Here is a 19,424-nt window from a genome sequence, read left to right as displayed (position 1 = left end):
GCCAGCGGATTTCGACGGGCCGTTCCCGCGGTGGATCACCCGGGGTTTCACCGTGCGCCGCGGAGGTACCCGGGGTGGCTCGCACGACGTCGTCCGCGAGCGAGGCGGAGGACAGGAGGGAGAGCGCCGTGACCGACCACCGAGCCGAAGCCCCGGGAGAGAGCGGCGGGCCCGTCCCCCGGGATCCGCCGGACCAGCAGGCAGCACCCGGCGAGGACACCCGGGAGGCGCCGCCCGGGCCCCCCGACGACGTCCCCGACACGGACGAGGCCGGTACGGGACGGCGCGGGGCCCCGCACTCCGGCGCCGTGCACCCCGAGGACCCCGTCCCCGACGAGTCGTCCGGCTGACCCGCGGGTCGAGCGCTCGCCGCGGCGGCGCGCGGGCGGTCCGCGGGCAGCGAGAAGCCCCGGCCGGACGGGGGGATCGCGGCCGGGGCGGCTTGTGGCGGACACGGACGGCGGTCGCCTCTCGGCGGAAGGCAGCACAGGGCTTCAGCCGAACGATCGTCCCTGTACGCGAAAGGTGGGGCCCGGGGACACTGTCCCGTCCGTACCCACGCTCTGTTCAACGGGGAACCATCGACGGGTGTTCCATGGTCTGTCTGGATTTGCGGTTATGTGCGTCACTCGCGGTATCCGGCATACCGCCGGCCGCGGCGGCTCAGCGGACCTCCGCCGCGGACGGCGTACGGCCGTCACGGGTCCAGGCCAGCAGGTCGTCCAGCGGCCAGGTGGTGACCACCCGCCCGGCGGGCACCCGGCACTCCGCCGCCCGCAGGCACCCGTGGATCTGCCAGTCCAGCTGGCCGGGCGCGTGCGCGTCGGTGTCGATCGAGAACAGCACGTCCGCCGCCACCGCCCGGCGCAGGAGCCGCCGCGGCGGGTCGAGCCGCTCGGGCCTGCTGTTGATCTCCACCGCCGTTCCGGACTCCGCACAGGCCGCGAACACCTCGTCGGCGTCGAACTCCGACTCCGGGCGCCCCCGGCCGGAGAGCAGCCGCCCGGTGCAGTGCCCCAGGATGTCGGCGTGCGGGTTCCGTACCGCGGCGACCATGCGGCGGGTCATCGACCGGGCGTCCATCCGCAGCTTGGAGTGGACCGACACCACCACGACATCCACCCGTGCCAGCAGCTCCGGCTCCTGGTCCAGCGAGCCGTCCTCGAGGATGTCGCACTCGATGCCGGTCAGCATCCGGAAGGGCGACCAGCCGGCGTTGAGCGCGGCCACCACGTCCAACTGCTCGCGCAGCCGGGCGGCGGACAGGCCGCGGGCCACCGTCAGCCGCGGCGAGTGGTCGGTGAGCGCCGCCCACTCGTGGCCCAGCGCCGCCGCGGCCCGGCCCATCTCCTCGATCGGGCTGCCGCCGTCCGACCAGTCCGAGTGGAGATGGCAGTCCCCGAGCAGCCGCTCCCGCAGCTCCTGCCCGGCCGCGGCGTGCGGGCCGCCCGGGGCGACCGGGCCGGCCGTCTCGTCCTCCAGGTCCCGCAGATAACCGGGTACCTCGCCGGCCAGCGCCTCGCGCACCACCCGGGCCGTCTTCGGGCCGACGCCCCTGAGCGACTCCAGGGACCCGCTGTCCGCCCGCTGCCGCACCTCGTCCGCGGACAGCCCGGACAGCACGCGGGCCGCCGTGCGGAAGGCGCGGACACGGTAGGCGGGCGCCAGGGAGCGCTCCAGCAGGAAGGCGATCCGCTCCAGCGCCTCGACGGGATCCATCACCACCTCCAGAGCCACCTGCCCGGCCGTCGGCGCAGGTGGGCGGGGCGCCGCCGCCGAGGGAGTCATGAACGGCCGTCCCGCTCTACCCTCTATTGCATGACCGAAATCGCGAGCCCGCACATCGCCCGACCGCGGATCCTGGTGCTCGGGGTTCAGCCGGGCACTCCGCCGTTCCGGATCGTGGAGATCGACGGCCAGGTCGTCGGTGAGGCGAAGGCCGTCACCGACGTCCTGGAGGCCGCCGCCGCGTTCGGTATCACCGTCCACGACCTGGACGATCCGGACGTGGTCCGCTGGGTGGGCGGGGACAAGTTCACCTGGACGCTGCACTAGCGTCCGCCGGGCCCGAGGGGCGCGTCGGCGCAGCCGGCCGTCCGCTTTCCGCTGCCGCCCTCGGTCCCCCGGGCGCGCGTGCACCGCACGGCTCATCCGCCGGCCCGCGATCAGATAACCCGTCACCGCCCCGCCGGTGTTGAGGATGACGTCGTCGATGTCGAAGGCCCGCCCCGTCACCGTCGCGCCCCGGCCGACCTCCACCAGGAGCATGACGGCGGCGGTGAGCAGCAGGACCCGCAGCGGTCCGCGGGTGCGCGGGGCGACCACCGGGAGCAGCACGCCGAACGGGACGCCGAGCAGGATGTTCCCGCCGGTCTGCTTGGCCGTCTCGCGCAGCTCCGGCTGGTCCAGGCAGGCCCTGAGTGAGCGGCCGGGGGTGCAGATCGGTGTGGGTCAGCGCCTCCCGAGGCCGGAGAGGGGCGCGGGGGCGGGTGGGCCGGCACCACCGCGAACGCCACCGTGAACACGAAGGCGCGCGCCGTCGCCGGCAGCCTCAGCGGCCAGGGCGGCGGGCGCCGTTCGGACCGGTCGGTGTGCTGGTCGCCGGTGCCGCGGGAATGCAGCAGGGAACGCGGCCGTGGGGCGGCGGTACGGGCCATGTCGGTCCTCCGGTCGTCGGCGTGGGGCAGTCGTGGCGGGTGGTGACGGGTGGGTGGTGGCGGGCGGCCGTCCGGGGCCGGGCCGGCGCGTCACCCGCCGTAGGTCACCCGTACCTCGGTGAAGCCGAGGGGGTGCAGCAGCCCCCGCAGCTGCCGGTGGTGTTGCGCTCGGCGCGCGGTCGGTTCGCTCTCCTCGGCCGCCTCCCGGATGCGCCGGGCGGCGAGCTTCTGCACGGCCTGCTCGCCGCCCGGGTTGCCGGAGAACAGGTCGCCGATCCGGTCCGGCAGCCCGCGCCGCTCGGAGACTGCATAGGAGCGCTCCGGGGCGAGGGCGGGCGCGCCGAGCGCGGCGTGCGGCAGCCGCAGCGTGGCCGAGGTGCGGTCCTCGTCCACGGTGACGTCGCCCTCAGCGACCCTGCCGAGGTCGACATGGGCGTCGACGGTGCCGGCGCAGACGTACAGCGTCCGGGTGCCGCGGATCGCGTCGGGCAGGAACCTGGCGCCCTTCTCCGGGTCCACGACGACCTGGAAGCTGCCGCAGGCCGCCTCGCAGCGGCTGATGTCCTGCCCGGACCGCAGCAAGGCCGGACCGGAGCGGTCGTGGGTGTCGGTGCCGAACAGGTCCTTCAGGCCCTGGACCACGCTCTGCCGAAGGCCCGCGAAGAGCACGGCGAGTACCAGCACGAGCGCGGTCACCGCCCTGGCCCACCCGGGCATCCGCCCCGGCAGGCGACTGATACGAGTCGTCATGGCGACGGCCCTCCTTCCTCTGCCTCGCATGCCCCCAACTCCGCCGCCGGACCGGGCGGTCGGAGCGGTGGGGGAGCGCGGCCGGAGGACGGCGGGCGGACCAGGGGGCGGGAAGCCCCGCCGCGGAGCGGGCCGTGCGCGGCCAGTAGCATGGGCGGCCCGGCCGGACGTGATCACCCGAGGAGCGGTCCGTGCGAGACATCGCCGTGTTCAGCGGTAGCGCCCACCCCGAGCTCGCGGAGGAGGTCTGTGCCCAGCTCGGTGTCCCCCTCAGCCCCACCCGGGTCAGCAGGTTCGCCAACGACTGCCTGGAGGTCCAGCTGGAGGCCAACTGCCGGGAGCGGGACGTCTTCCTGGTCCAGCCGCTGGTCCGCCCCGTGCAGGAGCATCTGGTCGAACTGCTGCTGATGTGCGACGCCGCCCGCGGTGCCTCGGCCGGACGGATCACCGTCGTCATGCCGCACTACTCCTACGCCCGGTCCGACAAGAAGGACGCGCCCCGCATCTCCCTGGGCGGACGGCTCGTCGCGGACCTGCTGGTGGCGTCGGGCGCGAGCCGGGTGCTCGCCATGACGCTGCACGCGCCGCAGGTGCACGGCTTCTTCTCGGTCCCCGTGGACCATCTGCATGCGCTGCGTGAACTCGCCGCGCACTTCCGGCAGTACGACCTGTCCCGCACCACGGTCGTCTCACCGGACCTCGGCAACGCCAAGGAGGCCGCCGCCTTCGCCCGCAGGATCGGCGCGGCGGTCGCCGCCGGCGCCAAGCAGCGCTACGCCGACGACCGGGTCAGCATCAGCTCCGTCATCGGCGACGTGGCCGGGCGCGACCTGATCGTGCTGGACGACGAGATCGCCAAGGGCAGCACCGTGCTGGAACTCCTCGACCGGCTGCGGGAGTCGAACCCGCGCTCCATCCGTATCGCCTGCACCCACGGGCTGTTCGCGGCCGGAGCGCTCAAGCGCCTCGCCGAACAGCCGGACGTGCTGGAGATCGTCTGTACCAACACCGTGCCGGTCCCCGTCGGCGAGCACACCGACAAGCTGCGCGTGCTGTCCATCGCCCCCGCCCTCGCCGAGGCCGTGCGCCGCATCCACAACGGGGAGTCCGTCAGCGCCCTGTTCGACGACATCCAGCCCGCCGCGCTGCCGGGCCTGTGACGGCCCCGCGTCACAGCGGGCCGGAGGCGGCCCCGGGCCGGCCCAGGACGGCGTCCAGGGTCGGCCGCGGCGGCAGCAGCGGCGCCAGACCGGTGATGCGCAGCATCCGCAGCGTCAGCGCATGAGCGCACACCAGGTGCAGCTCGCCGTCGTGGGCGAGCATCCGGGACCGGGCCCGGAACAGCAGCCGCAGCCCTGAGCAGTCGAAGAACTCCACCCGGCTGAGGTCGATCACGACCCGGGCGCCCGGTCGGCCCGTCTCGCGGTCCAGATGCGGCGCGATCTCGGCCTCCGCGGCGATGTCGATCTCGCCGCGGAACTCCAGCACCGTGTGCCCCCGGTCGCGGTGGACGCGCAGGTGCCGGGTGAACGGTGCTGATCGCTGCCGCACGACGGCACCACCTCCAGCCTGCTCCGGGTCCGCCCCTGCAAGTTACCCCCGTCGGAAGGCATTTGAGCATGTTCGAATGACATATGTCTTCGAATTCTCAACGATCCCGGCGCCTCCGGACGGCGTCGGTGGCACGCCCGGACCGGCCGGGGCCTCGGTCCACGACCAGGACCAGCTTGCCCGTCGTCCGGCCCCGCTCGCCCAGGGCGTGCGCCTCGGCGGCCCCGCCCAGCGGGAAGGTCCGCATCCGGGATCCTGACGGCCGGGCGGCCGGAACGGGTCGTCGTCCTCGCCCTGGACGGCGTCCACGCCTTCGAGTTGGGCATCCCCAGCCGGATCCTCGGCGCCGCCGACGGCCGGTACGAGGTGCTCACCCGCACCGCCGACGGGCGCCCGGTCCGCACGGGCGCCCGCTTCACCGGCACCCCCGCGCACGGCCCCGGGATCCTGGCCACCGCCGGCACCGTGGTGATCGCCGCGATCGAGGCGTCCCGCATCACGGCGGAACTCCCCGGAGGTCGTCGGCGCCCTCGCCCGGATCCGCCCCGACGCCCGGATCGTCTCCATCTGCACCGGCGCCTTCGTGCCGGCGGCGGCCGGACCGCCGGAGGGGCGCAGGGCGACCACCCACTGGAACCTCACCGGCCTGTTCCGGCGGATGCACCCGCACGTCTCCCCCGACCCGGACGTCCCCTTCGTCGCCGACGGCCGGATCCTGACCTCCGCGGGAGCCGCCTCCGGGTCGACGTCTGCCTCCACCTGGTCCGCACCGACCACGGCGGCGCCCTGGCTTCGCCGAGCACGCCGGGATGAGCCTGCGCACCCTCGCCCGGCGCTCCGGCGACGAGGTCGGCCTCAGCCCCGGCCGGTGGCTGATCCAGCGCGTCGCCCGCGCCCGGGACCTGCTGGAGTCCGGCGGCCCGTCCGTCGACCAGAGCAGGTCTGTCAGCCGGTCGGTCCGTCGGCCGGCCGTGCGGTCCGTGCGGCGGTGCAGGGGCTCACGGGGAAGGGGCGGCCGGAACCGGACGGGGCACCTCGGCGCCGGTGCCCTCGCCGGTACGGAAGTACGGCGATCTGCGCACCCACTTCGCCCAGGCCGCGGTGTGGCGGGCGCCGTACGCCCGGCTGTCCCCCGACACCCACCCGGACACCGCGGCCACCGCGCGGCACGTGGTGGCGGACATGCGGCGCAGCGCCTACCCGCCCGTCCCGCACCGCCGGGTCGGCCCTGCCCTGCGCCGACATCCGGTGCGCCGACGGGGTGCGCTGGTCGGTTCCTGCGCCTGGTCGGCCTCGGCGCCTGCGGGCATCTGGTCTGCCGACGGGCACTTCGCGTGCCAGGGGGACGTGCCCGCCTTGGCCGGCTTGCGTGTCCCGCGGATCGGTTGGTCGGCCGGCGTTGCTCGGTCGGGCTCCGGGGTCTGTGGGTGTTGCGTCTGCCGGTGGGTGCGTCGCCTTCCGGGGGTGGGCGCACGTGGCGTCGGTCGGTTCTCGCCCCCCAGGGGGGCGGTTGGTCGGCCCGCGCCGCTCGGTCGGCTCCGGGGTCTGGGGGCGATCCGCTCGTACCGGTGCCCCGCAGGGCCCCGATACGAGCGGGATCCGCCGACCGAACCCGTGCCCGGTCGGCACCGTGACCTGGCCGGTCCGGGCGTCGGCGGGATCGCGGAGTCCGGGCGGGCAGGGCCGGCAGGGCAGGGCCCTGCCCCGGGTCCGTGACAGCCGGGCGCCGCGTCGGGCAGGGGGCCGCCGACCTGCCCCCGCGCCCGCTCGGGCCTGGTGTCGGTGGGCGCTCGGCGCTCCGGTGGGCACCCCGTGTCCCGGCGGGGCGGCCGGGAACGGCGTCCCGGGTTCAGTTCCGTCCGCCCTTGTCCTGGACCGGCCACACCCCGGTGGAGCGCTCGATCGCCTTGGCGCCGCCGCGGTCCACGGCGCTGCGGACCGCCGCGAAGATGGCGCCCTGTACCGCCGCGGCCAGCAGGATCTCGCCCCAGCCACGGTCCGGGTCCAGCGCGTCGGGCGCGTCGTCCTCGTGCCGGATCAGTTTCCACGTCTTGCGGAAGGCGATCCCGGCCAGTGTGCCGCCCGCCCAGCCCAGCACGAAACCGATCGGCTGGTAGGCCAGGGGGAGCTTCCTCTTCGTCGTCTTCTTGCCCACGGGGGTCTCCTTGCCAGAGGTGGATCGTCGGCTGCGGTGGTGGTTCACGTTCCCGGTCGCGGGACCTGCTCGTCGGCGCGGACCGGACCGGGAGGCGTGCCGGCGCCGAACGGACGGCCGCCCAGCCGCTCCCGCCCGTGCGGGGTCAGCCAGCCGGACAGGTCCGGGCCCACCGGTACGATCCGGGTCGGGTTGATGCCGGTGTGCACCCGGTAGTAGTGCCGCTTGATGTGGTCGAAGTCGACGGTGTCGCCGAAGCCTGGCGTCTGGAACAGATCGCGGGCGTAGGCCCACAGCACCGGGTTCTCCGTCAGCTTCCAGCGATTGCACTTGAAGTGGCCGTGGTAGACGGCATCGAACCGCACCAGTGTGGTGAACAGCCGGATGTCCGCCTCCGTGATCGAGCCGCCGACCAGATAGCGCTGCCGCTCCAGCCGTGGCACCAGAAGCTCCAGCCGCCGGAACACCCCCGCGCACGCGGCCTCGTACTCCTCCTGGCCGACGGCGAAGCCCGCCCGGTACACGCCGTTGTTGACGTCCTCGTAGACACCGGTCATCACCTCGTCGATCTCGTCGCGCAGCGCCCGCGGATACAGCTCGGGCGCGCCCGGACGGTGCAGGCCCGCCCACTCGGTCGCCAGATCCAGGGTGATCTGCTGGTAGTCGTTGGTGACCAGCCGCCCGCTGGGCACGTCCACGATCGCAGGTACGCTCACCCCGCCGGGGTATCCGGTCTCCCGCGCGTCGTAGGCCTCGCGCAGCAGCCGGATGCCGAGCACCGGGTCCCGGCCGCCCGGGTCGAGGGTGAAGCGCCAGCTGCGGTCGTCCTGGATCGGGTCGGCGACCGCGAGGGACAGCGCGGCCTCCAGCCCGAGCAGCCGCCGGGAGACCAGCGCCCGGCTCGCCCACGGGCAGGCGCGGCTCACCACCAGCCGGTAGCGGCCGGCCGCCACCGGCCAGCCGTCCCGGCCGTCGGCGGTGATCCGGTCCGTGAAGTGGCTCTTCGAACGCCGGAAGCTCCTCCTGCCGTACGCGGCGTTGCCGCCTTCCGCGTCCTCGCCGCCGCTCATCGCGCCTCCTGTCCGCCGTACGTCCGCTCTCCGTTCCCCGTCCGTCAGCCCGGGCGTCCTCCCCGTCTGGACGCGTTCCCCGTTTTCCGCCGTCGGCACTGGTGAGCCACCGGGCGCCACCCGCAAGGCGGGTGTGAGCGCGGCCGGGGCGGGCAGTCGGCGATGGATGAGCAGCACACACCCGGACGCCCGGACCGACCCCACGACGACGCGACGGCCCCAGGGCCGCAGCGCGGACCGCCGGACCCGGGTCACCGTGCTGGTGGCGCTGTCGGCCAATCTGGTGATCGCGGCCGCCAAAGCGGCCGGCGGCGTGCTCGCCGCCTCCCCGGCCCTGCTGTCCGAGGCCGCACACTCCGTGGCCGACAGCATGAACGAGATCTTCCTGCTGGCGGCGCTGCGCCGCAGCCGCCGCCCCGCGGACCGGCGCCACCCCTTCGGCTACGGCAAGGAGCGGTTCTTCTGGTCGCTGCTGGCCGCCGTAGGCATCTTCGTGATGGGCGGATGCTTCTCCTTCTTCCAGGGCGTGAACGCCCTGCGCGGGGGCGCGCGGGAGGACCTCGGCGGCTATGTGGCCGGCCTGATCGTGCTCGGCGTCGCCCTGCTCGCCGAGGGACTGTCGCTGCTGCGCGCCCTGCACCAGGGGCGCCGCCAGGGCGGGAGGGACGGCGGCGGCCTGCGCGACCCGGCACTGCGCACCGTCGTCGCCGAGGACGGCACGGCGGTGCTCGGCGTCCTGCTGGCCATGGCGGGCATGCTGCTGCACATGCTCACCGGCCGGGTCGCGTACGAGGCAGCCGCCTCGCTCGCGATCGGCGCGCTGCTCGTGTACGTGGCCTACCGGCTCGGCCGCGAGGCCCGTGACCAGCTGATCGGCGAGGCGGCCGACCCCGAGGCCGACGCCCGGATCCGTGCCCTGCTCCGGGCCCAGCCGGAGATCGACAGCGTCGAGGCGCTGTTCACCATGAAGACCGGCCTGGACTCCGTCCTGGTGGCCGCCCGCGTCGACCTGATGCCCGGCCTGGACAGCGAACGCGTGGAGGAGGCCGCCGTACGCATCAAGCGGTCCCTCGCACGGGCGGTTCCGGAAGCGCGGCAGATCTTCCTCGACGTGACCGACCGGCCCGCGCACGAGGGAGCGGACGGCCCCGCCGCGACGGGGGAACACGGCGGGGCCTGACCCACACGTGCCCACAGGCGCGCGGTTCATGCACCCCCCGGACGCTGCGACACGACCGAGCAGGTGCTGGAACTCCCCACGGCCCGGTAGGAGGCTCGGGGCATGCACATCGACATCGACCACGACCTCTGCGTCGGCGCGGGCCAGTGCGCCCTGACCGCCCCGGACGTGTTCACCCAGGACGACGACGGATTCAGCGCCCTGCTGCCCGGACGGGAGGACAGCGGTGGCAGCCCCCTCGTCCAGGAGGCGGCCCGGGCCTGCCCGGTCCAGGCCATCACCGTGTCCGGGACGGCCACCTGACACGCTCCCCGGTCCGCGCCGGACCGCCACGGGACCGCACCTGACCTGATCCGCACTGGACCTGAAGCGCACTCCAGCGCTTACGCTCCCCCTGCCAGTGATCCAGAAGGCAGGAGCAGCAACGATGCAGTACGTGAAGCTCGGTTCGACCGGCCTGGACGTGTCGCGGATCTCCCTGGGATGCATGACCTACGGCCTGCCCGACCGGGGCGTGCACGAGTGGACCCTCGACGAGGAGGCCTCGCGCCCGCTGATCCGGCAGGCGCTGGAGGCGGGCATCACCTTCTTCGACACGGCCAACGTCTACTCCGACGGCACCAGCGAGGAGATCGTCGGCCGGGTGCTCGCCGACCACGCCCGCCGGGACGAGATCGTGCTCGCCACGAAGGTGCACGGCCGGATGCGGCCCGGGCCCAACGGCGGCGGACTGTCCCGCAAGGCGATCATGTCGGAGATCGACCACAGCCTGCGCCGGCTCGGCACCGACTACGTCGACCTGTACCAGATCCACCGCTGGGACCCGCACACCCCCGTCGAGGAGACGATGGAGGCCCTGCACGATCTGGTCAAGGCCGGCAAGGTCCGCTACATCGGGGCGAGTTCGATGTACGCCTGGCAGTTCGCCAAGGCCCAGTACACCGCCGAGCGGCACGGCTGGACCCGGTTCGTGTCCATGCAGAACCACTACAACCTCCTCTACCGTGAGGAGGAGCGCGAGATGCTGCCGCTCTGCGCCGACCAGGGCGTCGGCGTGCTGCCGTGGAGCCCGCTCGCCCGCGGCCGGCTCACCCGGGACTGGGGGACCGCCACCGAGCGCAGCGCCACCGACGGTTTCGGCAGCACCCTCTACCAGGAGGGCGACCGCGCCGTCGTGGAGGCCGTCACCCGTATCGCCGGCGAGCGCGGGGTGCCCCGCGCCCGGGTCGCCCTGGCCTGGCTGCTGCACCAGGACACGGTGACCGCGCCGATCGTCGGCGCCGCCCGGCCGCAGCACCTCGACGACGCGGTGGCCGCCGTCGAACTGGAGCTGAGCGACAAGGAGGTCGAGGAACTGGAGCGGCCCTACGAGCCGCACCCGGTCGCCGGTCACTGAGCCCGGACCGGGCCCGGCGGGGGCTCAGGGACCGGTTCCGGGCGCCAGGGCGGTGACGGAGACCGTGGACTCGTTGCCGCCCACGGGCACCTCACCGGCCGTCCAGTGCACCTCGAGGGAGTTCCGTTCGTCCGGTGGGGTGACGAGCAGCGCGTCCGGTGTGGCGGCGCGGGCCCCGCTGATCTCCGGACTGGCGAACGACAGCCCGGACCAGGCGCTGGCACCCGGCGTCAGCGTGACCGTCTCCGGCGCCGAGGGAGCGCGCCGCGGATCCGGGCCGAGCTGCCGCCCGGAGGCGTCGACGAAGGCGGTGCCCGGATAGCCGTACAGGGTGCAGGTGCGGTCGGAGACGTTGGTCAGCACCACCGGGAAGTTCCGCTGCCCGGCCCCCGGGTCCACCCGGCCCACCCGGGCGCGCAGTTCGGAGCTGTGGCAGCGGCCGTCGGTGCGGGCGGACGAGGACGCCGACGCGGCGGTGTCACCGGCCGTGGGACTCTCGGCGGCGGCCTGCGGGGGACTCGGGGTCGGCGAACCCGTGCCGCGGCCGGTCGGAGCCGGGCCGTCCGTCGCCGTCGCGCGGTCGGCCGCGGTGGGCCGCGGAGCGTTCGTCGCGGCGCCGTCGCCGCAGGCGGTGAGTCCGCCGAGCAGCGCGACCGCGCCGGCCACCAGGGCGGGCCCGCGCATTCCGCGGGACCGCACCGGCCGGGACCGGACGGGTGGGGACGTCTTCGCCATGGCTCCTCCACTCCCGACGGGGTCGTCGCGCACGGCCGGACACCTCGCTCGCACCGTACGCCCCGGGCGGTCGGGTGTCCCGCCGTGCGGGTGGGGAAACCGGGGTCACTCCTCGTCGAGCAGGGTCAGCTCGGCCCAGATGGTCTTGCCGTCGGCCGTGTGCCGGCTGCCCCAGCGCTGGGTGAGCTGGGCCACCAGCAGCAGCCCGCGCCCGCCCTCGTCCCAGGTCTTGGCCCGGCGCAGATGCGGGGCGGTGTGGCTGGTGTCGGAGACCTCGCAGATCAGCGTGGCCGCGTCGTGGATCAGCCGCAGCCGGATCGGCGCCGTGCCGTACCGGATGGCGTTGGTGACCAGTTCGCTCACCACCAGCTCGGCGGTGAAGGAGGCCTCCACCAGGGCCCAGTCGGCCAGCTGGTCGACGACCTGCTTGCGGACCGGGGCGACCAGCGCGGGGTCGGCGGGGATGTCCCAGGTCGCGACCTGGTCGGCGGGCAGGCCCCGGGAGGCGGCCAGCAGCAGCGCCACGTCGTCGGCGGTGCCGCCCGGCGGCAGCAGTGCGTGCAGTACCCGGTCGCAGGTCTCGTCCAGCGAACCGGACGGGGCGGCCAGCGCCCGGCAGAGCAGCGCGCGGCCGGTCTCGGCGTCCCGGCCCGGGATCTCGACCAGCCCGTCGGTGTAGAACGCCAGCACACTGCCCTCGGGCAGCGCCAGTTCGGCGGACTCGAAGGGCAGCCCGTCCACGCCCAGCGGCGGCCCGGAGGGCAGGTCGACCGGACGGGGCGGCCCGCCCGGCTCCACCAGTACGGGCGCCGGATGCCCGGCCCGGGCCAGGGTGCAGCGCCGGGAGATGGGGTCGTACACCGCGTACACGCAGGTGGCGCCGGTCTCGCCGGTGGTGTCGCCGCCGGACTCCTCCGACAGCCGGACGACCAGATCGTCCAGATGGGTGAGGAGTTCGTCGGGGGCCAGGTCCAGGTCGGCGAGGGTGCGGACGGCGGTGCGCAGCCGGCCCATGGTGGCCGACGCCGGGATGCCCTCTCCGACGACGTCGCCGACGACCATGGCGACCCGCATCCCGGACAGCGGGATCACGTCGAACCAGTCCCCGCCGACCCCGGAGTCGGCCGCCGGGAGATAGCGGCAGGCGGTGGTGACCGCGGCGTTGGGCGGCAGGGTCCGCGGCAGCAGACTGCGCTGCAGGGCCAGCGTCGTCTCCCGCTCGCGCGAGTAGCGGCGGGCGTTGTCGATGCAGACGGCGGCGCGTGCCGTGACCTCCTCGGCCAGCAGCACGTCGTCGTCGGTGAACGGCTCCGGCCGCCGGAACCGGGTGAAGACCGCGACGCCGAGAGTGGTGCCGCGGGCCTGCAGCGGGACGGACATCGTGGAGTGGACGGCGTCGTCCACGGCCGGGCGGTGGCGCACCTCGTCCGAGGTCCGCCACTGCTCGGCGGCATCGGCGGGCACCGCGGCCACCACCGCGCCGCCCGTCGTCAGCGACTCGGCCTGCGGGGACCCGGCCGGGTAGAGGTCCACCTGCCCCGGCACCGCGACCGCTTCCGGGCAGCCCGGGGTGACCGACGCGTGTGCCGCCCGCCGCAGGCTCACCGGCGCGGTCGGCGGCCCCGCCGGCTCGGCGCCGTACTCGCGGGTGTCCAGCAGGTCGACGCTGACGAAGTCGGCGAGCGCGGGCACGCACACGTCGGCCAGCTCCTCGGCGGTACGGGTGACGTCGAGGGTGCTCCCGATCCGCACGCTGGCCTCGCTGACCAGTTGCAGCCGCTCGCGGGCCAGATGCTGTTCGGTGAAGTCGTGTGCCGTCACGCACACGCCGCGCACCTGCCCGCCGGCGTCGGTGAGCGGGGCGAGCCGGGCCAGCCAGGCGTGCGCGCCGCGGCTCTCGCCGGCCGCCTTCATGTAGGTGTGCATGTCATGGCCGTGACCGGTGTCGAGCACGCGCCTCAGATGGTCCTCGAGCTCGGTGTGCTGCGGCCGGCTGCCGATGTCGGTGGGGCGCAGCCCGCGCAGCCGGTCGGCGGGCATCTCCAGCAGCCGGGCCATGGCGTCGTTGACCCCGTGCAGCCGCAGCTCCCGGTCGAAGATCATCGTGGCGCAGGGGGACTGCGTCAGGGCCGCCCGGACCAGCGGGTCGTCCGCCGTCCCGGGGCCGTCGTGGTCCGCGGACCCGACCACCAGCCAGGTGCCCGGCCCGTCGTCCGGCCCGGGCCTGCGGTGGGCCAGCACCCACACGGATACGGTGCGGCCGTCGCGGTGGCGCAGCGCGAGGGTGCCGCTCCAGCGGTCGGCGCGCGGGACGGGCGGGGCGGCGCGGTCGCCGTCGGCGAGCAGTTCGGCGGCGGGCCGGCCCACGACGTCCGCCGAGGTGTGGCCGAGCAGCCGGCGCGCTCCCTCGTTCCACGCCAGCAGCGTGCCGGTGGCGTCGATGACGACCCGCGCCGTGGCGGCATCGTCGAATCGGTTGACCGGGCTCATCGTCGCCACTCCATCGCGCACACTCACCGTGAACAGGTGTGTCACTTGGGTCCCAGCCTAGTGCGTTCCGCCGCGGGTGCGGAGCCGAACCCCGCCGCCCGGGGAGCAGTTGCGCGGGACCGGAAGCTGTGCGCCACAGCCCCGCCGCGCTCTGCCGACCCTGGGTGCACGCGCTCGGTGGTACCGCTCGAACACAGGTCTGACCTGCTGCTATTTACGGGTCAGTACCCGCGCTGTACCGTGGGGCCATGCCAGCTCTGAACGTGGAGTTCAGCGACCGTGAGCTCGAGGACCTGCGGCAGATCGCCAAGGAGCGGGGTACGTCGATGAAGGCCCTCGTACGGGAGGCCGCCGCCGCCGACATCGCCCGGCACCGGGCGCTGCAGGAGGGCGCGGAGGAGTTCCGCCGGTTCTTCCGGAACCACGCGGCCGAGTTCGCCGCCGCCTTTCCCGACGACGAACCACCCGCCGGCGGCGAGGGGCGGGTCGCCTGACCCATGGCACCGGTCATCCACATCGATGTGCCCTGGCTGCTCCAGCGCCACGAGGAGGTGCTGCCGGACCAGCCGACGGTCAACGATTTCTCCGCCCTGGTCGCCGCCGTCGCCCGGCACCGCGTCGACCCGCCCCGCCTCGGTGTGGACTCCGACCCCGCCTGGCGGGCCGCCGCGCTGCTGCACACCCTCGCGATGCTCAAGCCGCTGCCGTCGGCCAACGCCCGCTTCGCCTGCGCCACGGCGGTGGCGTACATGTTCGTCAGCGGGGCCGGCATCGATCCCCCCTACGGGGCGCTCGTCGACCTCGCCCGCGATCTGATGTCCGGCAAGGCCGACGTCTACGGCGCGGCCGACCGGCTGCGCTCCTGGCAGATCTGACCCCGCCCCGGGCGGGGGAGCGCGGCCGGCGGTCCCGTGGCCTGTCGTGCCGGCCGGGCCGCCGGCGCCGGAGATCCGCCGTCCCGCGCGCGGCCCTTTTCCGGGGAGTGCCGGCATTTGCCGAATCTGACTTTCTTTCAAAGGTCTGCTCCGGTGGCGCAAGTTGCCCGAGCGCCTTGTTGACCATGAGGGTTTGTGCGAGAGTGAGGCACCCGCGCGGGGGGTAATGACCGGGTGTCGCACGCGCCTTGAAGAACTCGGGTCCGAATCATCGGTGAGATGTTCGAACTCCCCATGCGGCACCCAAAAGGTATGCACCAATTCGAGCTCCTTTTCGGGTGACACAGACTCGTGTGCACCGTGCGCGTGGGAAGGAACCGTCTCAGTGCCCACCCCCCACCCCCCTCGCCCCCTTCTCCGCCCCTCCGGCGGTGATCCCGGGGAGTCCGACGAGTCCCTCGCCGCCGGACTGCGGGACCGTCCGGAGTACGAAGCCGCCGACGCCGTGGCACAGCTGACCGCCCGGCACTGGCAGCCCGTCCATGACTACGCGTCCGTCTGTCTCGCCTCGTCGGGCAGCGTCGCCGCCATGGTCACCGCCGCCGCGTTCCACCGTGTCCTGGACCGGCTCGCCCAGGGCGAGTCGGCCACCGCGCTGCGCCCCCGGCTGCTGGTGGCCGTGCGGGACGCGGTCCGTCAGTGGTCGGCCGACGACCGGCTCTCCGGGACTCTGCCGGAACTGCTCAAACCCGCGGGCGGACGCGGTATGCGGACCGCCAAGTCGCTGATCGCGGAAAACCGCACCCTGGCCGCGCGGGCATTCGCCGCCCTTCCCGCCCCGTCCCGCTGTTTGCTGTGGCACGCCGAGGTCGAGGCCGAACCGATATCCGTGCCGGCCGGTCTGCTGGGCATGGACGCCGACACTGCGTCGGCCACCCTCGCGCAGGCTCGCGAGAAATTCCGTGACGGTTGTGTACATGCCCATCAGCAGCTGGCTCCGGGCCAGGACTGCCGGTTCTACAACCGCCTTCTCGACGTCCCCATTCGCCGGGGCGGCAAACTGCTGCCGGATGTCAAGGAACATCTCGCGCAGTGCCGGCACTGCCGGCACGCCGCGGAACAACTCAGCAACATCGAGAGCGGGTTGGGGCTGCTGCTCGCCGAAGCGGTGCTCGGCTGGGGGGCCCGCCGCTACTTCGACTCCCGGCCCGGGCGCGCGGCCCACGGCTCCCGCGGCCAGGGTGCCGCCCGGCACCGCGGCGGGCGCACCGGACCGCTGGCCCGGATCCCCGTCCCCGCCCTGCGGGGCGTGCGCTCCGTACGCTCGGTCCTCAGAGGGGTCGGTGCCGCCTCGGCCGGGGTGCTGGTCACGATGCTCGTGGTGAACGTGTGGTCCTACGACGGGGGCGGCGCCGACCCGGCCGCCTCCACCGGCGCCGCCGACCGCCGCGGCACTGCCACCCCGCCCGAACCCGGACCGGCCACCGCGCCCGGCCGGACCCGGCTGCGCAACGTCGGCGCCGGACTGTGCCTCGACGTACCCGGCGAGCCCCGGGCCGGGGCGGGCGCACGGCTCGCGGGATGCTCCGCGGCCTGGACCCAGCAGTGGACGTACGAGGACGACGGACGGCTGCGGAGCGTGGCGGACCCCGGGCTGTGCCTGGACTCGCGCGCGGACGCCGGCATCGTCGTCCTCGGCACCTGCGCCGACGAGGGCACCGCGCGCGCCGACGACGTCCGCTTCGACCTGACCGTGCGCGGCGAGCTGCTGCCCCGCTGGCAGAAGCAGCTCGCCCTCGCCGCCACCACCCCCGACACGAGCGCTGACATCGTAGTCAAGGTGCGCGACGGCTCGGAGTCCCAGCTCTGGCGGCCCGAGACGGTGACCGAGGGCTCCTCCCTGTCCCTGCCGGCCGCCGGGGCCCCGGCGGCCGCCGGCGGCGCCGGGTCCGGGCGGCCGGCCTGAGCAGGTCGGGCGAGGTCCGCTGCGGTTCGGCAGTGCCCCGAAGGGGCACGGGGAACTGCGCGACCGGCCACGACGGCGCCGCGGACGAGCGACGGCACAGCGCGGCACTCCCAGCGGAGCGCTCAGGCGTTCACCACGTCCCGGGGCGGCTCGCCCGACAGGAACGCGGTCACGTTCTCCACCGCGGCCAGGGCGATCCGGACCACCGTCTCCCGGGTCACCCCGGCGACATGCGGGGAGAGGACCACGTTGGGCGCCCTCAGCAGGCGCAGCGCCGGGGTGGGCGGTTCGGGGTCGAAGACGTCGATACCCGCCCCGGCCAGGGTGCCCCGCTCCAGTGCGTCCGCGAGGGCGTCCTGGTCGATCAGCGCGCCCCGCGCGGTGTTGATCACATACGCCGTCGGCCTGAGCAGCGCCAGCCGCCGGGCGTCGAGCAGCCGGTGGGTCTCGTCGGTCAGCGGCGTGTGCAGGGTGACGTAGTCGGCGGTGCGCAGCAGTTCGTCCAGCGGAAGGTGCCGGGCGCCGCCGAGCCGCTCCTCGGTCTCGGGGGAGACCCGGCGCCGCCCGGCGTAGACGACGGTCATGTCGAAAGCGGCGGCGCGGCGCGCGACCTGCTGCCCGATCTGCCCCAGGCCCACGATGCCGAGCGTCTTGCCGGACAGCTCGGTCAGCGAGCCCTGCAGCCGGGGCAGCGCCCAGTCGGCCTCGGCGAGCGCCAGATGGGCCGGCACCAGCTGCTTGGCCAGCGCCAGCATCAGGGCGAAGGTCTGCTCGGCCACGTTCTGCGCCTCGGCGCCGCTGGATCCGATCGTGCACACCGGGATCCCGCGTGCCCGCGCCGCGCCGACGTCGACGTAGTCGAAGCCGTGGCTGGCGCACTGGACCAGTTCCAGCTGCCGCGCGGCGGCGAGCTGACCCGCCGTCACCGGGGCGAGGGCGGTGACGAGGACCTGGGCCTCGCGCAGCGCCCGGGGGTCCTCGTCGGCCGTTTCCACGACGGTGACCTGCGCGTCGCCCGGGAACAGCGAGGCGAGCCCGGCCCCTGCCGAACGGCCCCCGACATGCGGGGAGACGACGGCGAGCACCTGCTTGCGGCGGTCGTCCCCGGCCGCGCCCCCGCCGACGGCGACGCCCTTGTCCGTCTGCTCGTTCATGCCGGCTCCGCCACCAGGTCGGCGGGGCCCACCGTGGCGGGGGTGGCGTGGCCGGACAGGGCGAGGGTGAGGTCGAGTTCGGCCAGCAGACACCGGATCACGTGCTCGACGCCCGCCTGCCCGTCCAGGCCCAGGCCGTACACGTACGGCCGGCCCACCAGGACCGCCCGTGCCCCGAGCGCGAGCGCCTTGACCACGTCGTCTCCGGTGCGCACCCCGCTGTCGAACAGGACGGTGAGCCGGTCTCCGACCGCCTCCGCCACCCCGGGCAGCGCATCGGCCGCCGCGACCGAACCGGCCACCTGCCGGCCGCCGTGGTTCGACACCACCACGCCGTCCATCCCGGCGTCGGCGGCCAGCCGGGCGTCGTCCGGGTGCAGGACGCCCTTCAGCACGATCGGACCGTCCCAGTGCTCGCGCAGGAACGCCAGGTCGGGCCAGGTCTTGCCGGGGTCGGCGAACATGCCGACGAAATGCATCACCGCCGCGTCCGGGTCCTCGTGCACCGGCTTGGCCAGGCCCGCCCGGAACGCCGGGTCGGAGAAGTAGTTGGCGGTGCCCACCCCGCGCAGGAACGGCAGATAGGCCTGGTCCAGGTCGCGCGGGCGCCAGGACAGCAACGGGGTGTCCAGCGTGACGACCAGCGCCGTGTACCCGGCGGCCCCGGCCCGCTGCAGGAAGCTGCGGGCCACCTCGACGTCCTTCGGCCAGTAGAGCTGGAACCAGCGCTCGCCGTCGCCCATCGCCTCCGCCACCTCCTCCATCGGTGTGCTGGAGGCCGAGGACAGGATGTACGGCACACCCTGCACGGCGGCGGCCCGGGCGGCGGCCGGCTCGGCGTCCGGATGCATGATCGACAGCACCCCGACCGGTGCCAGCGCCAGCGGGGCGGGCAGGGCGCGGCCCAGCACCTCGACGGACAGGTCCCGCTCGTGCACGTCGCGCAGCATCCGCGGGACGATCCGGCGCCGCCGCAGCGCCTCCCGGTTGGCGCGGGCGGTGCTGCCGTCGCCGGCGCTGCCCGCCACGTATCCCACGGGGCCCGGGCCGAGCCGCCGCTCGGTGAGCTCCTCCAGGCGGGTCAGATCGGTGGGCAGCCGGGGCACGGCACCCGTCGTCCCGTTCAGATAGATCTCGTACTGGAAGTCCGCCCAGTGCTTCGCCATCCGCACGTCCCGCCTCTCGTCGTCGAGTTCGCGTCGTCCCGACGATACTCGCGAGTAGGCGCGCGGAATGTTTCAGGCCGATTGCGGAACGCGGGAAACACGCCATCCAGCCACCGCGCTCGATCAGAAGCCGCTTGGTAACCGCGTAGAAACGTTCGCAGTCCGTAACTTCACGCCACTGATTCAATACGCAATGTTACTCAAACCCGAGGGGTCGACGTGTGTTTCGGCGCCGGACTAGGCAGACTCGCGCTCGCCGTCCCCGGCACCGACCGGTCC

The 19,424-nt window shown here is 74.4% G+C and carries 20 protein-coding genes and 2 pseudogenes; 10 read left to right on the top strand and 12 right to left on the bottom strand.

Annotated elements, in window-relative coordinates:
* Positions 1-128 precede the first annotated feature (128 nt).
* Positions 129-350, top strand: coding sequence for a hypothetical protein (locus V5O46_RS08990; RefSeq protein ID WP_332883948.1), 222 nt, complete (start codon positions 129-131; stop codon positions 348-350).
* A gap of 313 nt (positions 351-663) precedes the next feature.
* Here the strand turns inward: V5O46_RS08990 and V5O46_RS08985 are convergent, their stop codons facing one another.
* Positions 664-1,719, bottom strand: coding sequence for a PHP domain-containing protein (locus V5O46_RS08985; protein WP_332884128.1), 1,056 nt, complete (start codon positions 1,717-1,719; stop codon positions 664-666).
* A gap of 99 nt (positions 1,720-1,818) precedes the next feature.
* On the opposite strand from V5O46_RS08985, the gene V5O46_RS08980 reads away from it, so the two are divergent.
* Entirely contained in the window at positions 1,819-2,055 is a 237-nt protein-coding gene (locus tag V5O46_RS08980; RefSeq protein ID WP_332884127.1) for a hypothetical protein, read from the top strand.
* Positions 2,056-2,220: 165 nt separating this feature from the next.
* Here the strand turns inward: V5O46_RS08980 and V5O46_RS08975 are convergent.
* Both V5O46_RS08975 and V5O46_RS08970 read right to left on the bottom strand, forming a co-directional pair.
* A pseudogene (locus V5O46_RS08975) lies at positions 2,221-2,325 on the bottom strand (VanZ family protein); the annotation flags it as partial.
* 422 nt (positions 2,326-2,747) lie between these two features.
* Positions 2,748-3,407 (bottom strand): DUF4230 domain-containing protein, encoded by a 660-nt coding sequence (locus tag V5O46_RS08970; protein WP_332883947.1) that lies wholly within the window; start codon positions 3,405-3,407, stop codon positions 2,748-2,750.
* Between the two features lie 191 nt (positions 3,408-3,598).
* Between V5O46_RS08970 and V5O46_RS08965 the strand changes: the two genes are divergently transcribed.
* Positions 3,599-4,567: a ribose-phosphate diphosphokinase gene (locus V5O46_RS08965; protein WP_332883946.1), complete on the top strand. Its 969-nt coding sequence runs from the start codon at positions 3,599-3,601 to the stop codon at positions 4,565-4,567.
* A 10-nt stretch (positions 4,568-4,577) separates the two neighbouring features.
* Here V5O46_RS08965 and V5O46_RS08960 read toward each other — a convergent pair whose 3' ends face one another.
* Together V5O46_RS08960 and V5O46_RS08955 are read right to left on the bottom strand one after the other, a co-directional pair.
* Entirely contained in the window at positions 4,578-4,958 is a 381-nt protein-coding gene (locus tag V5O46_RS08960) for an anti-sigma factor antagonist (protein ID WP_332883945.1), read from the bottom strand.
* A 97-nt stretch (positions 4,959-5,055) separates the two neighbouring features.
* A complete protein-coding gene (locus tag V5O46_RS08955) occupies positions 5,056-5,205 on the bottom strand; it encodes a hypothetical protein (RefSeq protein ID WP_332884140.1) in 150 nt (49 codons plus the stop codon).
* A gap of 5 nt (positions 5,206-5,210) precedes the next feature.
* On the opposite strand from V5O46_RS08955, the pseudogene V5O46_RS08950 reads away from it, so the two are divergent.
* Positions 5,211-5,893 (top strand): annotated as a pseudogene (locus V5O46_RS08950) (GlxA family transcriptional regulator); the annotation flags it as partial.
* 63 nt (positions 5,894-5,956) lie between these two features.
* On the opposite strand, the gene V5O46_RS31860 reads toward V5O46_RS08950, so the two are convergent.
* The 3 genes from V5O46_RS31860 to V5O46_RS08935 all read right to left on the bottom strand — a co-directional run bounded on the left by V5O46_RS31860 (position 5,957) and on the right by V5O46_RS08935 (position 8,183).
* The gene (locus V5O46_RS31860) at positions 5,957-6,142 is read right to left on the bottom strand and encodes a hypothetical protein (RefSeq protein WP_408648947.1); all 186 of its coding nucleotides are present in this window, start codon (positions 6,140-6,142) and stop codon (positions 5,957-5,959) included.
* A gap of 665 nt (positions 6,143-6,807) precedes the next feature.
* The gene (locus V5O46_RS08940) at positions 6,808-7,113 is read right to left on the bottom strand and encodes a DUF4235 domain-containing protein (protein ID WP_332883944.1); all 306 of its coding nucleotides are present in this window, start codon (positions 7,111-7,113) and stop codon (positions 6,808-6,810) included.
* A gap of 44 nt (positions 7,114-7,157) precedes the next feature.
* Positions 7,158-8,183, bottom strand: a complete 1,026-nt coding sequence (locus V5O46_RS08935) for a glutathione S-transferase family protein (RefSeq protein WP_332883943.1) — start codon at positions 8,181-8,183, stop codon at positions 7,158-7,160.
* Between the two features lie 256 nt (positions 8,184-8,439).
* Here V5O46_RS08935 and V5O46_RS08930 point away from each other — a divergent pair, with 256 nt between their 5' ends.
* The 3 genes from V5O46_RS08930 to V5O46_RS08920 all read left to right on the top strand — a co-directional run bounded on the left by V5O46_RS08930 (position 8,440) and on the right by V5O46_RS08920 (position 10,759).
* The gene (locus V5O46_RS08930; protein WP_408648953.1) at positions 8,440-9,363 is read left to right on the top strand and encodes a cation diffusion facilitator family transporter; all 924 of its coding nucleotides are present in this window, start codon (positions 8,440-8,442) and stop codon (positions 9,361-9,363) included.
* A gap of 102 nt (positions 9,364-9,465) precedes the next feature.
* The gene (locus V5O46_RS08925) at positions 9,466-9,666 is read left to right on the top strand and encodes a ferredoxin (RefSeq protein ID WP_332883941.1); all 201 of its coding nucleotides are present in this window, start codon (positions 9,466-9,468) and stop codon (positions 9,664-9,666) included.
* A gap of 124 nt (positions 9,667-9,790) precedes the next feature.
* Positions 9,791-10,759: an aldo/keto reductase gene (locus tag V5O46_RS08920; RefSeq protein ID WP_332883940.1), complete on the top strand. Its 969-nt coding sequence runs from the start codon at positions 9,791-9,793 to the stop codon at positions 10,757-10,759.
* A 24-nt stretch (positions 10,760-10,783) separates the two neighbouring features.
* On the opposite strand, the gene V5O46_RS08915 is transcribed toward V5O46_RS08920, so the two are convergent.
* Positions 10,784-11,494 (bottom strand): DUF4232 domain-containing protein, encoded by a 711-nt coding sequence (locus V5O46_RS08915; RefSeq protein WP_408648946.1) that lies wholly within the window; start codon positions 11,492-11,494, stop codon positions 10,784-10,786.
* 105 nt (positions 11,495-11,599) lie between these two features.
* A complete protein-coding gene (locus V5O46_RS08910; protein WP_332883939.1) occupies positions 11,600-13,984 on the bottom strand; it encodes a SpoIIE family protein phosphatase in 2,385 nt (794 codons plus the stop codon).
* Between the two features lie 248 nt (positions 13,985-14,232).
* Between V5O46_RS08910 and V5O46_RS08905 the strand changes: the two genes are divergently transcribed.
* The 3 genes from V5O46_RS08905 (at position 14,233) to V5O46_RS08895 (ending at position 16,825) form a co-directional block, all read left to right on the top strand.
* On the top strand, positions 14,233-14,478 hold the full coding sequence (locus V5O46_RS08905; RefSeq protein ID WP_332883938.1) for a hypothetical protein: 246 nt from the start codon (positions 14,233-14,235) through the stop codon (positions 14,476-14,478).
* A 3-nt stretch (positions 14,479-14,481) separates the two neighbouring features.
* Positions 14,482-14,859 carry a toxin Doc gene (locus V5O46_RS08900; protein WP_332883937.1) on the top strand — a complete coding sequence of 126 codons (378 nt, stop codon included), beginning with the start codon at positions 14,482-14,484 and terminating at the stop codon, positions 14,857-14,859.
* A gap of 385 nt (positions 14,860-15,244) precedes the next feature.
* A complete protein-coding gene (locus V5O46_RS08895) occupies positions 15,245-16,825 on the top strand; it encodes an RICIN domain-containing protein (protein WP_332883936.1) in 1,581 nt (526 codons plus the stop codon).
* Between the two features lie 122 nt (positions 16,826-16,947).
* Here V5O46_RS08895 and V5O46_RS08890 read toward each other — a convergent pair whose 3' ends face one another.
* On the bottom strand, positions 16,948-17,979 hold the full coding sequence (locus V5O46_RS08890) for a 2-hydroxyacid dehydrogenase (protein WP_332883935.1): 1,032 nt from the start codon (positions 17,977-17,979) through the stop codon (positions 16,948-16,950).
* Positions 17,976-19,145 (bottom strand): lactate 2-monooxygenase, encoded by a 1,170-nt coding sequence (locus V5O46_RS08885; protein ID WP_332883934.1) that lies wholly within the window; start codon positions 19,143-19,145, stop codon positions 17,976-17,978. Before V5O46_RS08885 ends, V5O46_RS08890 begins: the two co-directional genes overlap by 4 nt.
* Positions 19,146-19,424 lie beyond the last annotated feature (279 nt).

Origin of the sequence: Streptomyces poriticola (assembly GCF_036689765.1) — a bacterium.
Classification (GTDB): domain Bacteria; phylum Actinomycetota; class Actinomycetes; order Streptomycetales; family Streptomycetaceae; genus Streptomyces; species Streptomyces poriticola.
The sequence above is the reverse complement of the archived record's forward strand: the minus strand, read 5'-3'. Positions and strand labels throughout refer to the sequence as shown.